Below are 18,631 nucleotides of genomic sequence, written 5' to 3' on the forward strand. Positions count from 1 at the left end.
GACCCAAGCCCGTCCGGCAGACGCTTTGTAACGACTTCGTAACCGAAGTTTTGCGAGTCCGCTAATCCTATTCACAGCCGATCCCGTCATTGTTGCGATCGAGATGCGGGCCGTAGCGGGGAGCGAAACAACAACGCCCGCCCGGATCGCTCCGGACGGGCGCGACTTCTCCTCCCCAGGAAAAGACCGTTTGCGACGCACTCGGCGGCATCGCGGAAGGGTTTAGAGGTGACAAGGGGCGGGGGCACCTGCCCCCGCCAAGTCAACTCTTGCAGAGAACCGCTATTCGGCGGCCTCCACGAACTGGTCCGCCTCGGTCGATTCGGCGAGAGCGGTGGTCGAGCTGGTGCCGCCGGTGATGGCGTTGGACACCATGTCGAAATATCCGGTGCCGACCTCGCGCTGGTGGCGCGTGGCGGTGTAGCCGTTCTTTTCGGCGTCGAATTCGGCCTGCTGCAGCTCCGAATAGGCCGCCATGCCGCGATCCTTGTAGCCGCGGGCCAGCTCGAACATGCCGTAGTTGAGCTGGTGGAAACCGGCGAGCGTGACGAACTGGAACTTGTAGCCCATCGCGCCGATCTCGCGCTGGAACTTGGCGATGTCGTCCTTGTCCAGATTGGCTTCCCAGTTGAAGCTCGGCGAACAGTTGTACGCCAGCATCTTGTTCGGGAATTCCTTCTTGATCGCTTCGGCGAAGCGGCGGGCATCGTCCATGTTCGGCTTCGATGTTTCCCACCACAGCAGGTCGGCATGCGGCGCAAAGGCCAGGCCGCGCTTGATGCAGTGATCGACGCCCGTGCCGTCCTTCAGCCGGAAGAAGCCTTCGGCCGTGCGCTCGCCGGCCATGAACTCGTGATCGCGCTCGTCGATGTCGGAGGTCATCAGCTTGGCGCTTTCCGCATCGGTGCGCGCGCAGATGATCGTCGGGACGCCCGAAACGTCGGCGGCAAGCCGCGCCGAATCGAGGTTGCGGATATGCGCCTGGGTCGGGATCAGCACCTTGCCGCCCAGATGGCCGCACTTCTTTTCCGACGCGAGCTGGTCCTCATAGTGCACACCCGCCGCGCCGGCGGCGATATAGGCCTTCATGATCTCGAAACAGTTGAGTGGCCCGCCGAAACCGGCCTCGGCATCGGCGACGATCGGCGCGAACCAGTCGCGCGTCGCTCCGCCTTCCGAATGCTCGATCTGGTCGGCGCGCTGCAACGCGTTGTTAATCCGCTTGCAGAGCTCGGGCCCGGCATTGGCCGGATAGAGCGACTGATCGGGATACATGCTGCTCGCGGTGTTGGCGTCGGCCGCGACCTGCCAACCCGACAGGTAGATCGCCTTGAGGCCCGCGCGGACCTGCTGCATTGCCTGGTTGCCGCTCAGCGCGCCGAGCGAATTGACATAGTCCTCGGTGTTGAGCAGCTCCCAGAGCTTCAGCGCGCCCTTGCGGGCCAGCGTATGCTCGATCTGAACCGAGCCGCGCAGTTTCTCGACATCTTCGGGGGTGTAGGGGCGCTCGATACCGTCGAAACGGCCCTGTGGAGCGGGAACAAGGTTTTCGAATGTCGCCATGGCGGTCAATCCTTTACAATCCTGGGGTAGATAGATCCGCGGCGCCGACGTCCGGCTCCGCAGCTCTGATGCCATCCCTCTACGCGATTCGCACGACAAACCCGATGCCCGCACGAAAAGATTTCCGTACAAGCGTAGAGATTTCCGGCCAATGCGCGTGTAATTTTGTAAAGATATTGACAAGCGGGCGCGGTCATATGATGACGCGGCCATGGCCGATGCCAAACTCTTTGCCGGTCACCGGATCAAGCGCCTGCGCCGCCAGTCGGGCCTGACCCAGGTGGCGATGGCGGACATGCTGGAAATCAGCGCCAGCTATCTTAACCTGATCGAGAGCAATCAGCGGCCGCTCTCGGCAACACTGATCCTGCGCCTTTCCGAAAAATTCGATTTCGATCCGCGCGTGTTGACCGAGAATGAGCCGGGCGGCGGGATCGAAGGGTTGCGGCGGCGGCTGGCCGACCCGCTTTTCGCCGATCTCGATATCGATCGCACCGAATTGCAGGAATGGCTTGCGGCCGCACCCGGCGGGGCCGAGGCCTTTTCGCGCGCTTTCGACCGGCTGGGCGAAGGCGGCGGGCAATATGACGTCAACACGCGCGACGCCGTGGCGCCGGTGCGCCGCGAGATCGAGCGGTGGAAAAACCATTATGCCGATCTCGACGCGCAGGCCGAGGAGATTGCCGACGAACTCCGCCTCGGCGCGGGTGACCTGTACGGCGCGATCGCCGAACGGCTGCGAACGCGGCACCAGATCACGATCCGGATCCTGCCGACCGAGGTGATGCCGGACAGGCTGCGGCGGCTCGACCTCCATGCGCGCCAGTTGCAGCTTTCCGAAATGCTCGACCCGGCCTCGCGCACCTTCCAGGCCGGGTTCCAGCTCGCCCAGATCGAAGCGAAAAGCGAAATCGAGGCGCTGGTCACGGGCGCGGGCTTTACCGAGAAGGTGTCGGAACGCTTCTACCACCGCCATCTTGCGGGCTATTTCGCCGCCGCGATCATGATGCCCTATTCGCGCTTCCTGCGCGCCTGCGAATCGACGGGCTACGATCTGGAGCTGTTGCAACGGCGTTTCGGCGCCGGGTTCGAACAGGTGGCACACAGGCTGACCACGCTGCAGCGCGTCGGCGCCCGCGGCCTGCCCTTCTTCATGATCCGGCTCGACCGCGCGGGCCGCACCTCGAAGCGTTTCGCCGGGGCGAGCAACGCCTCACTCGTCCTCGCCAATGTCCGTTGCCCCCTGTGGAACGTCCACCACGCCTTCGACCGGCCCGGCGACTATTACCGCCAGCTTGTCGAACTCGAAGACGGCAGCCGCTGGTTCACTATCGCGCGCACCGTGCGCCCGCATTCGCGCACGCCGAGCGGGGTCAGCGCCGAGTTCGTCGTGGGCCTCGGCCTCTCGGCGGATATCGCCGCGCCGCTATCGATCACGCGCGGCGTCGATCTCGATGGAGGGGAAGCGATGCCGATCGGTCTGGGCTGTCGCCAGTGCACGCGCGTCCATTGTCCGCAGCGCAGCGCGCCGCCCATCGGCCGCGCGCTGCTCGCCGTCGACCGTGAGCGCGCATTGACGCCGTTCGCATTTGTCGAGGATTGATTCCAAATCCTCCCCGTTCCCGGGAGGATTACTCCCGCGCCAGCACCGCTTGTGCCGCGCCTTCGGCATCGCCGTCCTGATCGTCCTCGATCGTCACCGTCACCTTGCGAAGCTTCCCGGTAAAGGCGAAGGGTGCGGCATAATGCGAGACCGGGCTGGATCGGTCATGGCCGATATCGAGCCCCGACCAGCTGATGAAGTTGCGGAACTGGAAGGCGATCGGGCCGCTTGCGACCGCTTCGCCATCGACAAGTAGCGTGCCGGTCGCGGCGTCGCCGGTGCGGGTGACGCGATAGCTCAGCACATGGTCGCCGGGCGGAACGGCCGTTTCGCTGCGCAGGATCTGATGCTGGCCGACATTGATGTCGTGGACGAGATGGCCGTCCTCGATGAACAGGCTGTAGCCGCAGGTCGCGTCGCCATGCGCGATGAGCACGCCCTGATCGCCCTCCGACAGTGTTACATCGGCATCGATGCGGTAGGAGCGAGAGCGCAGATCGGGCGCGACGTCGGTCGGGATGTGGCCGACGCCCTTGTGGAAGGTGAAGACGCGCCGATCGCCGAGCCGCCGCGCGGCGTTCTCAGCAAAGCGCGGGCCGAAGCGGTCGTCGAGCGGCAGCACCTGGTGCTTTTCCGCCTCCTCCCACCACAGGTCGATCAGCGCCGCGAGCTTTTCAGGCTGTTCTTCGGCGAGGTCGTTCGTTTCGGAAAAATCTGCGTCGAGATGGTAGAGTTCCCACGGGTCCTCGGCAAAGTCCGAACCCGGCCGGTGGAAGGCGACCGCCTTCCAGCCCTGGTCGATGATGCCGCGATGGCCGAACATCTCGAAATATTGCGGCGCGTCCTTTGCCGGGGCCTGCGCGTCCGAGAGGCTCGCGGCGAAGCTCACGCCCTCGATCGGCATTTGCGCGACGCCGTCGACGCTGGTGGGCGCCTCGACCCCGACCAGCTCCAGGATCGTCGGCGCGAAATCGACCGCGTGGCAGATCTGGTGCCGGATCTCGCCGCGCGCTTCGATTCCCTTGGGCCAGGACAGGACGAGCGGATCGCGGATGCCGCCGCCATGCGTGTTCTGCTTGTAGCGCTTGCACGGCGTGTTCGCCGCCATCGCCCAGCCATGCGGGAAATTGGAGTGCGTGTCGGGACCGCCGATATCGTCGATCCGCGCGATCTTCTCCTCGACCGTCTCGGGCCGCTGGTTGAAGGGCCCCATCGCATTGACGAAGCCGTAGAGCATCCCCTCCTGGCTCGCGCCATTGTCCGAGAGCACGATCACCAGAGTGTCGTCGGTGAGCCCGGCGGTGTCGATAAATTCCATCAGCCGCGCGATATTGCGGTCGGCATGGTCGAGCATCGCGGCATAGGCTCCCTGCAGCCGCGTGAAGAGCCGGCGCTCCTCGTCGCTATGCGCATCCCAGCCCTGCACCATGTCGTTGCGCGGCGGCACCGCGGCATGATCGGGGACGAGCCCCATCGCCTTCATCCGCGCCAGCCGCTCCTCGCGCTCGACATCCCAGCCGCGCCCGAATTTGGCGTCATATTCCATGATCAGATCGCGCGGCGCCTGATGCGGCGCGTGGCAGGCGCCGAAGGCGAGCCAGCAGAGAAACGGCGCTTGCGGTTTGGCGGCGACATGATCGGCGATATAGCGGATCGCCTCGTCGGTCAGGTCCTCGGTCAGGTGATAGCCGGTTTCATAGATTCCCGGAGGCGTCACCGGCGTGTTGTCGCGGACGAGTTCGGGCGCGTACTGGTCGGTCTCGGCATCCATGAAGCCGTAGAAGCGGTCGAACCCGCGCGCGAGCGGCCAGCCATCGACAGGCCCGGCCGGCCCCGTCTCTCCCAAGGGCGTTACATGCCATTTGCCGACCATGAAGGTCGCATAGCCGTGCGGGCGCAGCATCTCGGCGAGCGTGCCGGCCTCCTTGGTGATCTTGCCGCGATAGCCGGGATAGCCGCTGTCGAAATTGGCCAGGCACCCCATGCCGACCGAATGGTGGTTGCGCCCGGTCAGCAGCGCCGCGCGCGTCGTCGAGCACATCGCCGTCGTGTGAAAGCCCGAATAGCGCAGGCCGCGTTCGGCGATCGCATCGATGGCCGGGGTTGCGATCGGCGATCCATAGCAACCGAAATCGGAAAAACCGACATCGTCGAACAGCACGACGAGGATGTTCGGCGCGCCCTCGGGCGGTCTCGGCCCCTCCGGCCAATGCGGCGGGGTCGGGGCGGCGGTCGGGTCGCGGTTCGTCATGCCGCTTCATTGCTCATGGGAGCGGTAGCGGCAAGGGTCGCCGCCCCGACTGATGTCCGCAATGATACCGGAATATATCCGGGTCGATGAGAGCTGCTAGCCCTGAGCTTGTCGAAGGGCGTGTCTCGATGGAGAAGCGGGCTTCGACAAGCTCAGCCCTAACGGATGTGAGTCAATGAGACCGCAACTAACGTTACCCCTTCGACGCCATGTTCAGCCTCTCGATTTGCTCCGGCGTCAAAGTCAGATCGAACGATCCCAGCAGCTCTTCCAGCTGTTCCATGCTCGTCGCGCTGGCGATCGGGGCCGTGACGCCGGGCTGGGCCGCATTCCAGGCGAGCGCGACCTGCGCGAGGCTCGCCGCGGTTTCTTCCGCCACGGCGTCCATCGCCGAGAGAACGGCTTCGCCGCGCTCGTTCAGATATTGGTCCATATTGCCGCCGCGCGGACTTTTGCCTTTGTCGTCCGCCGATCGGTATTTGCCCGTGAGGAAGCCCGAAGCGAGCGCGAAATAGGTGATGACGCCCAGGCTGCGTTCGACGGCGAGGTCCTGCAACGGGCCTTCATATTGCGCGCGGTCCATCAGGTTCAGCTCGGGCTGCAGCACCTCGTAATAGGCGAGGTCTTCGTCCGCGCTCGTCGACAGCGCCTCGGCCAGCCGGTCGGCCTTGTAGTTGGACGCACCGATATGCCGCACCTTGCCGGCGGACTTCAGCCGGTCGAAGGCCTTGAGCGATTCTTCGAGCGGCGTGTCCCCATCGTCGCGATGCGCGAAATAGAGGTCGATATAATCGGTCTGCAGCCGCTTCAGCGACGCTTCGACCGCCGCTTCGATCCGGCTCGCAGCGAGACCCTTGCCGCCCTCGCCGGGCAGCATGCCGACCTTGGTGGCGATGAGGACGTCGTCGCGCCGGCTGCGTTTGGCCAGCCACTCGCCGATCACGGTCTCCGATTCGCCGCCCTTGTGCCCATCGATCCAGGCTGAATAGACGTCGGCGGTGTCGATCATCGTTCCGCCTGCGTCGACGAACCGGTCAAGGATAGAATAGGCATCCTCGCCTGAAACGCGCCAGCCGAAGACGTTGCCGCCCAACACTAGCGGCGGTGTCTTCATGCCGGTGGTGCCCAGCGTGCGCATGTCGGTCATAATCGGTCCTTGCCTTGGGGAGCGTCCTTGAGCGCTTCGATCACCTCCTTGACCCGCTGGCTTTCGCCGCGCGGCATGACAAGGACGGCATCGCCGCTCGCTATCACCAACAGATCGGACACGCCGATGGTTGCAACCAGCGGGCCGTCCGAGCGGACAAGGCTGTTCGCGGTATCGATGGCGACGACGTCGCCGCCCAGCGCATTGCCCGCCTCGTCATGCGCGAGCAGTTCGTGCAGCGCGTCCCAGCTGCCGATATCGGACCAGCCCATGGCGGCGGGTACCGTGGCGACGCGGTCGGCCTTTTCCATGACGGCGTAATCGATGGAGATCGACGGCGCGCGCTGGAAGGCGGCGAGGCGGGACGACACGCGATTGTCGTCGGCAACCGCGCCATTCATCGCCTCGCGCGCGGCGGCGAGGATGTCGGGGGCATGGGTTTCGAGCGCTTCCAGATAGGCACCTGCGGTGAACAGGAAGATGCCGCCATTCCAGTAATAACCGCCCGCATCGAGGAAGCCCTGCGCCGTTCCGCGATCGGGTTTCTCGACGAAGCGTTCGACGCGATAGCCCAGATCGCCGACGGCCTCGCCGCGCCGGATATAGCCATAGCCGGTTTCGGGGCCGGTTGGTTCAATGCCGAAGGTGACGAGCCAGCCGTCGCGCGCCAATGCCGCCGCCTTGGCGACGGCCGCTTCGAAGGCAGGGCGGTCGGCGATCATCTGGTCGCTCGGCATGACAAGCAGCGGCGTGTCGGCTTCCGCGTGCAGCGCCGCGAGCGCGATGGCGGGGGCGGTGTTGCGGGCAGCGGGCTCCAACATCAACGTTGCGTTTACAGGCGCGGCCGCAGCCAGCGCATCGGCCTGGCTTGCGCCGCCGACGATCATCGGCGCGGCGAAATCCGGCCCGGTCACCCGGTCCAGCGTCTCGGCGATCATCGAGCGGCCGGTGACGAGCGGCAGGAACTGCTTGGCACGCGCCTTGCGCGACATCGGCCAGAGCCGCGTGCCGCTGCCGCCGGCGAGGATGACGGGGGTGATGGGGCGCACGGTCATGGCCGCCTTATGGCGGCATAATGTTGCGCGCGAAAGGCGGTGCTCTCAGCCCCGGTCCATCGCCGTGTAGAAAGCGGCCCAGGCGTGTTTGCCGCGCCGGTCATAGGCCTCCATCGCCGCGACCAGCCGGTCGAACAGTGCGGTATCGACCATCGCATCGGGAAGCAGCGGATCGAGGTTGATCCGCCGGATCGCCGCCTGGCCGAGCAGCAGCGCCTCGCGCGCCGCCTCCCCGTGCGGCAGCGCATCGAGCCGCGCACTGCTTTCGTCGAGCGCCGCGATCATCTCGCGATAGCCGCTTTCGAGTGCGCCGCGATCCCAGAGCCCGGCGAACCCGGCGCCCTCCGCCGATGCCTGCTCCGATATCCGCCAGAGCAGGGCGCCGCCGTCGAGGCCGAGGGCGACGAGCCTGCTGCGTAGCGCTTCAAGCTCGAACACGAGATTGGCCGGCCGGACCCACAGGCCGGTCTCCGCCTCGGCAAAGCCGTAGAGGCGGAGCGCCCGGTCTCTCGCCGCCAGCCGCTTGCGGTCGGTTCGTCCCAGATGCCCGCCCGGCATCGCCAACCAGTCGCCGTTCCAGTCGGTCCGCCTGGCACGCACATCGCGCCACCCGCGCACCTGATCGCGCAATTCCCGTGCACTCGTGCCCGAAACATAGGCGCCGCGCTCGGGGCTTTCGATCAGGCCCTGCTTGGTAAGCCGCGTCGCCGCCATCCGCATCGCCGCATCCTCGATCTCGAAGGCACGGGCTGCCGCGACCATCTGCGCCGCGGTCAGCCTCTGCGTCCCGACGGCATTGAGCAACGAGAGGATCAACCGCCGCGCGGTCATGGCTTCGGCTTCACCGGCCATCATTGCAACAATATTTGACATAATATTGTGATCACCGTTATAAGAAGGGTGTCGACACCGCAAGCACAGGATCAACCGCCATGGCCGAAGCGCTTTCGCTCAAGGATGCGATCAGCAAGGAGGAGCTGCGCGAGCTGCTCCGCCCCTCCGATCTCAAGGCCTGGGGTATTCTTATCGTCAATCTGGCGATCATCGCCGGCGCTTTTGCAATGGCGATCGTCTGGCCCAATCCGCTGACCGTGATCCTCGGCATTTTGCTGCTCGGCGGCCGGCAGCTCGGCCTTGCCGTGATCCTCCACGATTGCGCGCACCATGCCTTTTTCAAGAGTCGTAAGGTCAACGAGATGATCGGCCATTGGCTGTGCGGCGGATCGACCAACGTCTCGCTCTTCGCCTATCGCGCTTATCATCTGAAGCACCACCAGCATGCCGGGACGAAGAAAGACCCGGATATCGTCCTCGTCCACAACTATCCGGTGCCGCGCGACAGCCTGCGCCGGAAGTTCTTCCGCGACCTCACCGGCCAGACGGGCATTCGCGACCTTATCCGCGACCTCAAGAAATTCAGCCTGCCGAAGAACCTGCCCTGGCTCGTCTTTCACCTGACGCTGTTCGGCATCCTCTTCGCCGTTGGCGCGCCGCTCGCCTATGCGATGTGGTGGGTGGCCGAACTGTTTCTCTATCCGGCGATCACGCGGCTGAGGAATATCGGCGAGCATGGCGTTGCGTCGAACCGCGCCAGCATCGAGCCGCGCGACAACACCAATACGACGCTCGCCAATCCGATCGAGCGGCTGTTCGTCGCGCCCAATTACGTCAATTTCCATTGCGAACATCATCACTTCGCCGCGGTACCGCCCTATAACCTGCCGCGCCTGCACCGGATGCTGCGCGACCGCGGCTATTTCGAGCAGCACAACTGCGTGACGCGCGGCTATCGCAACGTCATCCACCGCGCGATCCGGCCCGAACCGCAAGCGATCGCCGCCTGATGGCCGAGGCCGATCCCGCCGTCGCCGCCGATTGTTCGGCCTGGCTCGGCGGCCGGAGCTTCGCCGACTGGAAGGCCGACTATGATCGCACCGGCTATGTGATATTCGAAAACGTGCTGGATGCGGACGAACTCTCGGCCATCCGCTCCGCGCTCGATCCCTGGCTTGCCGCCAACGTCACCGGCCGCAACGACTTCGAGGGGCTCAAGTCGAACCGCGTCTATGCGATGCTCGCCAAGTCGCCCGTCTTTGCCGATCTCGTCTGCCATCCGCTGGCGCTCGCCTTTGCCGAGGCCGACCTGGGGCCAAGCTGCCTGCTTTCCGCCTGTCTCGCGATCAACCTGCAGCCCGGCGAGACCGTCCAGCCCTGGCATTATGACGACAGCCATCTGAACGTCGTGCGCCCGCGCGGCAGCTGGGGCGTCAGCACCTTCTGGGCGATCGACGCGATGACCGAAGAGAACGGCGCGACCGAGATCCTGCCGGGCAGCCATGAATGGGGGACCGAGACGCCCGACGGCGCTTCGCTCGCATCGAGTTTCTCCGATCGCCGCGTCCGCGAGATCGACGACGATCCCGGCGCGCATCCCGATGCGGTCAAGGCCGTCATGCCGGCCGGGTCGCTGATGATCGCCAAGGGTACGCTCTGGCATCGTGGCGGCGCCAACCGGTCGGACGCGCCGCGCCTCCTGATCACCCCGCAATATTGCCCCGGCTGGGCCCGCCAGCTCGAGAACATGGCGATGACGATGACGCCGCAACAGGCCGCCGCGCTGCCGCCCCGCGCGCAGGAACTTGTCGGCTATTCGATCCACCCGCCCTTTATGGGCTATGTCGACGGGATGCATCCGCGCCGCATTCTGGATAAGGCGGACGCCTGACCCGAATCGCCAGCAGGAATTTCCGATGAGCCTCCTCCAAATCGAAAAGCACGGGGCCGTCGCGCTCCTCACTTTGAACCGCCCCGACAGCATGAACGCGTTGTCCAACGGCCCCGACGGCGCCGAGATCGCTGCGGCGTGCGAGGAGGTCGCCGCCGATCCCGATATCCGCTGCGCGATTCTCACCGGTGCGGGCAAGGCATTCTCGGCTGGGGGCAACATCAAGGCGATGCGGGAGCGCGATGGTGCGTTCGGCGGTTCGCCCGACCAGATCCGGCGCAGCTATGCCGGCGGCATCCATCGGCTCGTGAAGGCGCTCTATCATTTCGAGCTACCGCTGATCGCCGCGGTCAACGGCCCGGCCATCGGGCTGGGCTGCGATGTGGCCTGCATGGCGGACCTGCGGATCGCCTCCGACCGCGCGAAATTCGGCGTGACCTTCCTGAAGCTCGGCCTGATCCCCGGCGACGGCGGTGCCTGGCTGCTGCCGCGAATCATCGGCCATGCCCGCGCGGCGGAGCTGCTGTTCACGGGCGACGTCATCGACGCCGAAACCGCGCTCGACTGGGGTCTCGTCTCACGCGTCGTGCCCGGCGACGAACTCATCGATGAAGCCATGGCGCTTGCCGAAAAGATTGCGGGCCAGCCGCCGCAATCTCTCCGCCTCGCCAAGCAATTGATGCGGCGCGGCGCGACGACCGATTTCGACACCGTGATGGAGCTGTCGGCCGCGAGTCAGGCGCTGATGCATGTGACCGAAGATCACCTCGAAGGGATCGATGCGATCCTCGAAAAGCGGACGCCGGTGTTCAAGGGGAAGTAAGGGGGAGAGGGCTGGTGCGGCGCCGAGCCGAAGGCGAGGTCTGACAAACAGACTACCCCCTAAACCCCGTCCAGCCCGAAATTCAGCCGGCGCGAGATATTATAGTCGAGCACCGACATGAGGAAATAGGATAGCCGCCCCTTGATCCGCGTCCAGATCGTGCGCGAGGCGGCATAGGCTTCCGGCGTGATGCGTTCCGAATCGCCAATCTCGTGATCGACATAGCGGCGCATCACATCGGCGAATTTCCGATCGTTGACCCGCAGCATCACTTCCAGGTTCAGATAGAGGCTGCGGACGTCGAAATTGGCCGATCCGATATAGGTGATATCGTCGACGACATAGAGCTTCGTATGCAGCATCATCGGCTGGTATTCGTAGACCTGCGTTTCGGGCAACAGGTAGCGATGCCGATTGCGCGCGGCGGCGATCGTCACATTGTTGTCGGACTTGGCCGCCGTGATGACGCGCGATCGTCCGCGCTTCCCCGCTTCGGCGACCGGTCGCATCAGCGCGGCATGCGGCGCGAAATAGGCGGCGATCATGTCGATCTTTTCCGCGCCGTAGAGATCGTTGCGGAGCGTCTGCGCCCAGGGGCTGAGTTCGCGCGTCGGCCCGCCGAACGTCCAGCGGACATCGCCATCCTGTTCGTGATAATGATGGAGGATATCGCGCAGGCCTTCCATCTCGGCATCCCGGTCGCTCGACCATTTGCAGATATCGTCGAAATAACGCGCCAACCGGGCGACCGCGGGCCCCGAGACCCGCAGCCCGAGATCGCGCCACCCGTCGCTGCGATCGGGCGCGAAATAGCCGTCGCGGACGTTGAACCCGCCGACGAGAGCGCTTTCCTCGTCCGCGATCGCCATCTTCTGGTGGTTGCGCAGCAGGTAGCGGCGGGTACGTTTCGGCTGGAAATAGCAGAAGAAACAAGCCGACTGTTCGAGCTCGTCGAAGAAGTCGCTGCCGGTTTTGTCGCTGCCGAACCCGTCGACGAGCAACGAGACCTCGATGCCGCGCCGATAGGCCCGGAGCAGCGCATCGCGAACGCGCGTCGACGCCTCGTCATCGTCGAAGATGTAGAAGAGCAGCCGGATGCTGCGCGTCGCGGCATCGATCAGTTCGACCAGCGCTTCGAGCCGTTCGGGCCCGTCTTCGAGCAGTTCGAACCGGTGACCGGCAACGTCCGGCAGCGTGAAATCGGGCGTATCCTCATCGGCCATGGCACGCGTATTGCGGCAATCTCCCACGCCCGGCAAGCCGCCGAAAACATTGACATGCCCCGGTATCGCACCTATGTCGCGCGCCTTCATTCATTGCCGATTATCGGAGTTTCCGCCCATGGCGCGCGTCACCGTCGAAGATTGCGTCGACAAAGTCCCCAACCGTTTCGATCTCGTCCTGCTGGCCGCCGAGCGTGCCCGCCAGGTTTCGGGCGGCGCGGAACTGACCATCGATCGCGACCGCGACAAGAACCCGGTCGTTGCGCTGCGCGAGATCGCCGAACAGACGATCAAGCCCAAGGATCTGGAAGAGGACGTCATCACCGGCCTGCAGAAGGTGCAGATCGACGACGAGGAAGAGGCCGACGAGATCGGTTCGATCTCCCAGTCCGCCGAAGCCCTGCGCATCACCGCCTCGGCCCCTCCGCGCAACACGAACGTGGCATCGGATTACGACGGTTAGAAACCTTCAACATCGAATCTGAAAAGGCCCGTGCGATGCGCGGGCCTTTTTCGTATGTCAGAACCTCGCTAGCGCGAGGCCGGTGCGGCGAAATTCCGCAAGGAATTTTCTGACGATCAAATGTTCGGTGCTCGACCGCCAGGTCGAGTCTGACAGCTAACGCCGCGCTACTCCGCCGCTTCGGCGACCAGCTCGCTCTGATCGACCCACATCAGGTCGTGCCAGTCCAGCGGGCGACCGTCATGTGCCTGGACGCGGACCTGCTGTACGGGCTGACGGTCGCGCGCGTCGCACAGCACGGGATTGGATGGGACGCCGGTTGCCCAGCTGTCGCCCCACTGGCGCAGCGCGATCATCGCGGGCAGCAGGGCCTCGCCCTTGGGCGTCATCCGATATTCGATCTTGCGGCGATCATCGGGGCAGGGGCTGCGCTCCAGGATTCCGCTTTGCACCAGCCGGCCGAGCCGATTCGCGAGGATGTTGCGGGCGATGCCGAGGCTCGATTGCATCTCTTCGAAATGTTTGAGCCCGTTGAAGGCGGCGCGCAGGATCATGAACGACCAGCGCTCGCCCATGGCCTCGAGAGCCACGGGAAGGCCGCACTCGCCGTCTTCGCCCAGAGGTTCGGTCAATTTCCGCGGTTCGGTCAATTTTCCCATTTCACCTCCAACCTAGTGCAAATCGTGCAAGGGCGCAAAACACATCTGCAATTTACGTTTTTAGTTGCAACCTAAAACTGAATCATATAGGTAGCGATTCGCAACGCAAATGAAAAGGACTTCTTCTCCCCAAGCCCGAAAGGAATTCGTCATGCAGAAAATTCTCTCCCTCCTGCTTTCCATTGCCACTGCCGCGCTCCTCGTGACCGGGACCACCGCCCAGGCCGGTACGCTCTACCGCGTCACGCTGGCGCAGGCACCGGCGCAGTCGGTCAACATCATTCGCTCGACGCCCTGGGTCTGCGACGGCACCGAATGCACGACCGAAGGCGCGCGCAGCCGCCCGGCGCATGAATGCATCCGGCTCGTCCGCGAACTCGGCACGGCCCAGACCTTCACCATCGATGGCGAAGCGCTGGCGGCCGAAGAGCTCGCCGAATGCAATGCGAGCGCCCGTTAGGACCGACCCAGCAACCCTACCCCTCCTGGGCCGCCCGACCGCAAGTCCGGCGGCCCTTTTTGCGTCCGCCGCCCACGCCAAAACGGTTGCAATATCGAACCGGAAGGCCATTCTTGTCCGGTGTTGAGGCAATATGAACTGGTCGAACGGGTCAAAAGCTACGACCCTGACGCCGACGAGGCGCTGATCAACCGCGCCTATGTGTTTTCGGTCAATGCGCACGGATCGCAGAAACGCGCGAGCGGCGACCCCTATTTCAGCCATCCGATCGAGGTCGCGGGCATCCTGACCGACCTCAGACTCGATGACGAAACGATCGTCACCGCGATCCTGCACGACACGATCGAAGACACGGTGGCGACGCAGGAACAGGTCGAGGCGCTGTTCGGCAAACGGATCGGCAGGCTCGTCGACGGCGTCACCAAATTGTCGACGATCGAGGCGCAGTCGGACACCGAGCGGGCGGCCGAAAACCTGCGCAAGTTCCTGCTCGCCATGTCGGGCGATATCCGCGTGCTGCTCGTGAAGCTGGCCGACCGGCTGCACAATATGCGCACGCTGCACTTCATCAAGAGCGAGGAGAAGCGCCGCCGGATCGCCCGCGAGACGATGGAAATCTACGCCCCGCTCGCCGAGCGGATCGGTATGTACGAGTTCATGAAGGAGATGCAGACGCTCGCCTTCCAGCATCTCGAACCCGATGCCTACAAGTCTATCACGACAAGGCTCGAGCGGCTGCGCGCCGGGGATGGCGAGGCGGCGGTCGAGCGGATTTGCGAGGATCTGCGGTTGACCTTGGGCGCGCATGGTGTCGATGCCGAGGTCACGGGGCGCGAGAAGCATCCCTATTCGATCTGGCGCAAGATGACCGAGCGGCACGTTCCGTTCGACCGGCTGAGCGACGTGCTCGCCTTTCGCGCGATCGTGCCCAACGTCGCCGATTGCTACCGCGCGCTCGGGATATTGCACGAAAAATGGCACATGATCCCGGGGCGGTTCAAAGACTATATCTCGACGCCCAAGCGCAACGGATACCGTTCGATTCACACCGCGCTCCAATATGGCGAGGCGCACCGGATCGAGGTGCAGATTCGCAGCCGCGCCATGCACGAACAGTCCGAATTCGGGCTCGCCGCGCATTGGAGCTACAAGCAGCATGACCGCGCCGACGGGCAGGCGGGCTGGATCCGCGACCTGCTCGAAATTCTCGACACGACGGAAAACCCCGAAGAGCTGCTCGAAAATACGCGCATGGCGATGTATCAGGATCGCATCTTCGCCTTCACGCCGGCAGGAGAGCTGATCGCGCTGCCCAAGGGCGCGACGGCGGTCGATTTCGCCTATGAGGTGCACACCGATCTCGGCAACCAGACAGTCGGCGCGCAGGTCAATGGCCGCGTCGTCCCGCTACGGACGCAGCTCGACAATGGCGATCAGGTCCGCATCCTGCGATCGGACAACCAGAACCCCGATCCCGGCTGGCTGACCTTCGTCGTCACCGGCAAGGCGCGCGCGGCGATTCGCCGCTATGTGCGGCAGCAGGAACGCGAGGAGACGGTCTCGCTCGGCCGCAAGCTGTTCGACGAGGTCGTCGCCCGGCTGCCCGCCAAGATAGGCGGCGAGGCGACGAAGAACGCACTCCACCGGCTGAAACTGAAGGAGGAAAGCGCGCTGATGGAGAAGATCGCGCGCAAGGAAATCGACGATCGCGAGCTGATGGACGCGCTGATGCCGGGTGCGGGCAGCGACGGCATGGCAAGTGCCGTCCCGCCGCAACGCCAGTCGATCTCGATCAAGGGGCTGACGCCGGGCGTCGCCTTCCAGCTCGCCGAATGCTGCCATCCGGTGCCCGGCGACCGGATCGTCGGCATCCGGCGGCGCAACGAAGACATCATGATCCACGCCATCGATTGCGACGAACTCGCCAATGGCGACGATGCCGACTGGATCGCCGTCACCTGGGGCGACGAATCCGACGGCGGCACGGCGCAGCTGCGCGTCACGCTTCGCAACGAACCCGGCGCGCTCGCGATCATGGCCGGGATCTTCGGCACTCATGGCGCCAATATCATCAATGTGAAGCTGGAAACCCGCGAGGGCGGCTTTCACAGCTTTGTCGTCACCATCGAAGTGCACGACCTTGCCCATTTGATGAAAATCGTCGCCGCCCTGCGCGCCGCCGATGTAGTGAGCCAGGCGGAACGGGTATGACAGCGGCGTTGCGATTCGCAAGCCGGCCGCCGATACAAAGGGTCGGGCGGCCCTAAGCCCGCAAAATCTCGAACGCCCAAAAGCGTGTCAAAGAAGTATTCGGCGTCGATTTGGGCAAAAAAATTCCAGACCGTTTTCCAAATCGTCCCGACTGGACCAAGTTCGGTGCGGATTAAATCAGGGCCGACATTGCGTCGCGTTTCGAACAGATATTCACACGGGAAATTTTCCGACCCGGAATAATCCGTCCAAAATGAACATGAATAACAAATATTCCAGATCGGATAAAACTATTTATCTGTTTTTAACAGCAGTAGACAAGAATCCAGTCGTAGAAAAATCGACTGGAGAGTGACAATGCCTTCCCCCGCGCGTTTCAAATCTTCACTTCTGACTTCGTCGGCCACCGCCGCCGCTATGATCGCTGCGATCTCCATTCAGTCTCAGTCCGCCCAGGCACAGAGCTTCCAGCCCGCCGTGGGGGTGTGCACAGGCGCCAGCCTTCCGCCTTCGCTGCTCCGCGACGCGCTCGATCCACTGGTCACCGGGCTTGCATCTCCGATCGAGAACACGCTGAACAGTCTGATTTCGGCCACTGCAATCCTGCCCGGCATCTCGCTCGTCGCGCCTCTCGACGTGGACGTCACTGGCATTTTGGACGATGTTGCCGCCGGCGACACGATCACGCTTCAGGTGCTGGACGTGGATGGCAACCTCGTCGGTCCAAGCGATGAATGCAACGCCGTCGCGGACACGATCACCCTGACGGACCAGGGCGGGATATCGATTGGCGGCAATCGCATCACCGGTCTCGGCGCCAATGGCGAAACTGCCTCCGCCGCCGATATCGACGCCATCGCATTCGGCAATGGCGCCGTCGCCGATACGGGCGCGACCGGCAGTATTGCGCTCGGCGCCAATGCCAGCGTGACGGCCGCGAACAGCGTCGCTCTCGGCCAGGACTCGCAGGCCGATCGCGGCGCGCAGGCCGGTTATACGGCGGCTGGCCTGAGCGGCAGCCAGACGAGTGCCGGCGAGGTTTCGGTCGGCGGATCGGGAAGCGAGCGCCAGATTACAAACCTTGCCCCGGGCAGCGCCGCCACCGATGCCGTCAACGTCGCGCAGCTCGACGGGGTGATCACCGATGTCGGCGCGCTCGATGTACGGCTCGGGACCGCCGAAGGCGATCTCGTGCTGCTGGATGACCGGGTCACGGTGAACGAGGGACAGATTGCGACCAACGCCACCGATATCGGTACGAATGCCGCCGACATAACCGCGCTGGCAGACGTTGCAGTCCAGTACGACAGCGCAGCGGGCAAAACCGTCACGCTCGCCGGTGCCGGGGGCACAGTGATCGCCAATGTCGCCGATGGAGAAGTGTCGGCCACTTCGAATCAGGCCGTGAATGGATCCCAGCTCTTCGCCACCGATCAGAACGTCGCGCAGAACGCGACCGATATCGGTACGAACGCCACCGCGATCACCAGTCTGGATACACGCGTCAGTACTGCAGAAGGCGACATCGCCGCGAACGTTACGGCAATCGGCGATCTGGACGGGCGCGTTACGACGAACGAGAGCGATATCGCTTCGAACGCGACGGACATTGGCGCGCTGGATGGCCGTGTCGCCACCAATGAGGGCGATATCGTCGATCTTGCTGGACGGGTAACGACGAATGAGACCGATATTGCCGCCAATGCCGGCGATATCGCGACGGTGACCAATCGCGTCGGTGTCGTCGAGAGCGATCTCTCGGCGCTCTCCGATGTCGCGATACGCTATGATGGCGTTGCGGCCGGAACGGCAACGCTGGTCGGCGCGGGCGGCACCGTCATCACCAATCTCGCCGACGGATCGGTGTCCGAAACGTCCACCGATGCCGTCAACGGCTCGCAGCTCTTTGCGGTCAACCAGCGGATCGACGATTCGGACCTCGACCTGACCAATCTCGAAGCGCGGGTCACCACGAATGAGGGCGATATCGCCACGCTGGATGGCCGCATCACGACCGCCGAGGGAGATATCGTCGACATCGATACCCGCGTCGGAGACAATGAAACCGATATCGCCGATCTGGACGGGCGGGTCACCACCAATATGACCGACATCGCGACCAATAGCAGCGACATCGCCTCGCTCGGGCAGATCGCGCTGCAATATGACAGCCTCAGCTACGACCAGGTCACGCTGGCCGGCGGCGGCGGCACGGTCATCACCAATCTGGCAGCGGGCGAAATGTCGGCAACGTCGACCGATGCCGTCAACGGCGCGCAACTCTTCGCCGTCAACGAGCGGATCGACCAGGCCGGCGTCGACGTGTCCGGTCTGGAAGCGCGCGTCTCGACGAGGTGAGGTCGCATACCGAGGACGGAACCGATCTCGAGGTGGTCTACTTCGCGGAGGACGCGCCCGAGCGTAGCGAGACCGAAGCGCCGGGATCCG

At 64.3% G+C, this 18,631-nt stretch carries 16 protein-coding genes; 8 read left to right on the forward strand and 8 right to left on the reverse strand.

Annotation, left to right across the window (positions count from 1 at the left end):
- Nucleotides 1–67: 67 nt before the first annotated feature.
- Both Q0139_RS15565 and aceA read right to left on the reverse strand, forming a co-directional pair.
- The gene (locus tag Q0139_RS15565) at nt 68–211 is read right to left on the reverse strand and encodes an excalibur calcium-binding domain-containing protein (RefSeq protein WP_367180754.1); all 144 of its coding nucleotides are present in this window, start codon (nt 209–211) and stop codon (nt 68–70) included.
- Between the two features lie 71 nt (nt 212–282).
- Nucleotides 283–1,563, reverse strand: a complete 1,281-nt coding sequence (gene aceA, locus Q0139_RS13145; RefSeq protein WP_298022795.1) for an isocitrate lyase — start codon at nt 1,561–1,563, stop codon at nt 283–285.
- A gap of 211 nt (nt 1,564–1,774) precedes the next feature.
- Here aceA and Q0139_RS13150 point away from each other — a divergent pair, with 211 nt between their 5' ends.
- Nucleotides 1,775–3,166, forward strand: a complete 1,392-nt coding sequence (locus tag Q0139_RS13150) for a short-chain fatty acyl-CoA regulator family protein (RefSeq protein WP_298022798.1) — start codon at nt 1,775–1,777, stop codon at nt 3,164–3,166.
- A 28-nt stretch (nt 3,167–3,194) separates the two neighbouring features.
- On the opposite strand, the gene Q0139_RS13155 is transcribed toward Q0139_RS13150, so the two are convergent.
- The 4 genes from Q0139_RS13155 to Q0139_RS13170 all read right to left on the reverse strand — a co-directional run bounded on the left by Q0139_RS13155 (nt 3,195) and on the right by Q0139_RS13170 (nt 8,474).
- On the reverse strand, nt 3,195–5,417 hold the full coding sequence (locus Q0139_RS13155; RefSeq protein WP_298022801.1) for an arylsulfatase: 2,223 nt from the start codon (nt 5,415–5,417) through the stop codon (nt 3,195–3,197).
- A gap of 193 nt (nt 5,418–5,610) precedes the next feature.
- Nucleotides 5,611–6,564 (reverse strand): aldo/keto reductase, encoded by a 954-nt coding sequence (locus Q0139_RS13160; RefSeq protein ID WP_298022804.1) that lies wholly within the window; start codon nt 6,562–6,564, stop codon nt 5,611–5,613.
- Nucleotides 6,561–7,619 carry a mannose-1-phosphate guanylyltransferase/mannose-6-phosphate isomerase gene (locus tag Q0139_RS13165; protein WP_298022807.1) on the reverse strand — a complete coding sequence of 353 codons (1,059 nt, stop codon included), beginning with the start codon at nt 7,617–7,619 and terminating at the stop codon, nt 6,561–6,563. The genes Q0139_RS13160 and Q0139_RS13165 overlap by 4 nt, the downstream gene beginning before the upstream one ends.
- A gap of 45 nt (nt 7,620–7,664) precedes the next feature.
- Complete coding sequence (locus Q0139_RS13170) at nt 7,665–8,474, reverse strand: hypothetical protein (RefSeq protein WP_298022810.1); 810 nt, start codon at nt 8,472–8,474, stop codon at nt 7,665–7,667.
- A gap of 77 nt (nt 8,475–8,551) precedes the next feature.
- Between Q0139_RS13170 and Q0139_RS13175 the strand changes: the two genes are divergently transcribed.
- The 3 genes from Q0139_RS13175 to Q0139_RS13185 are packed head-to-tail and all read left to right on the forward strand — an operon-like array spanning nt 8,552 to nt 11,167.
- Nucleotides 8,552–9,463, forward strand: coding sequence for a fatty acid desaturase family protein (locus tag Q0139_RS13175; RefSeq protein WP_298022813.1), 912 nt, complete (start codon nt 8,552–8,554; stop codon nt 9,461–9,463).
- A complete protein-coding gene (locus Q0139_RS13180; RefSeq protein WP_298022815.1) occupies nt 9,463–10,344 on the forward strand; it encodes a phytanoyl-CoA dioxygenase family protein in 882 nt (293 codons plus the stop codon). Before Q0139_RS13175 ends, Q0139_RS13180 begins: the two co-directional genes overlap by 1 nt.
- Before the next feature lie 25 nt (nt 10,345–10,369).
- Nucleotides 10,370–11,167: a crotonase/enoyl-CoA hydratase family protein gene (locus Q0139_RS13185; protein WP_298022818.1), complete on the forward strand. Its 798-nt coding sequence runs from the start codon at nt 10,370–10,372 to the stop codon at nt 11,165–11,167.
- Nucleotides 11,168–11,226: 59 nt separating this feature from the next.
- On the opposite strand, the gene Q0139_RS13190 is transcribed toward Q0139_RS13185, so the two are convergent.
- Nucleotides 11,227–12,480: a phosphatidylserine/phosphatidylglycerophosphate/cardiolipin synthase family protein gene (locus tag Q0139_RS13190; protein WP_298022821.1), complete on the reverse strand. Its 1,254-nt coding sequence runs from the start codon at nt 12,478–12,480 to the stop codon at nt 11,227–11,229.
- Nucleotides 12,481–12,508: 28 nt separating this feature from the next.
- On the opposite strand from Q0139_RS13190, the gene rpoZ reads away from it, so the two are divergent.
- Entirely contained in the window at nt 12,509–12,853 is a 345-nt protein-coding gene (gene rpoZ, locus Q0139_RS13195; protein WP_298022824.1) for a DNA-directed RNA polymerase subunit omega, read from the forward strand.
- Nucleotides 12,854–13,020: 167 nt separating this feature from the next.
- On the opposite strand, the gene Q0139_RS13200 is transcribed toward rpoZ, so the two are convergent.
- On the reverse strand, nt 13,021–13,512 hold the full coding sequence (locus Q0139_RS13200) for a helix-turn-helix domain-containing protein (protein WP_298022827.1): 492 nt from the start codon (nt 13,510–13,512) through the stop codon (nt 13,021–13,023).
- A gap of 151 nt (nt 13,513–13,663) precedes the next feature.
- Between Q0139_RS13200 and Q0139_RS13205 the strand changes: the two genes are divergently transcribed.
- From Q0139_RS13205 to Q0139_RS13215, 3 genes are all read left to right on the forward strand, one after another.
- Complete coding sequence (locus tag Q0139_RS13205; RefSeq protein ID WP_298022829.1) at nt 13,664–13,972, forward strand: hypothetical protein; 309 nt, start codon at nt 13,664–13,666, stop codon at nt 13,970–13,972.
- 120 nt (nt 13,973–14,092) lie between these two features.
- Nucleotides 14,093–16,183 (forward strand): bifunctional (p)ppGpp synthetase/guanosine-3',5'-bis(diphosphate) 3'-pyrophosphohydrolase, encoded by a 2,091-nt coding sequence (locus Q0139_RS13210; RefSeq protein WP_298022832.1) that lies wholly within the window; start codon nt 14,093–14,095, stop codon nt 16,181–16,183.
- A gap of 417 nt (nt 16,184–16,600) precedes the next feature.
- Nucleotides 16,601–18,541, forward strand: coding sequence for a hypothetical protein (locus tag Q0139_RS13215; protein WP_298022835.1), 1,941 nt, complete (start codon nt 16,601–16,603; stop codon nt 18,539–18,541).
- Nucleotides 18,542–18,631: the final 90 nt, after the last annotated feature.

Source organism: uncultured Parasphingopyxis sp., from assembly GCF_937129435.1.
Taxonomy (GTDB): domain Bacteria; phylum Pseudomonadota; class Alphaproteobacteria; order Sphingomonadales; family Sphingomonadaceae; genus Parasphingopyxis.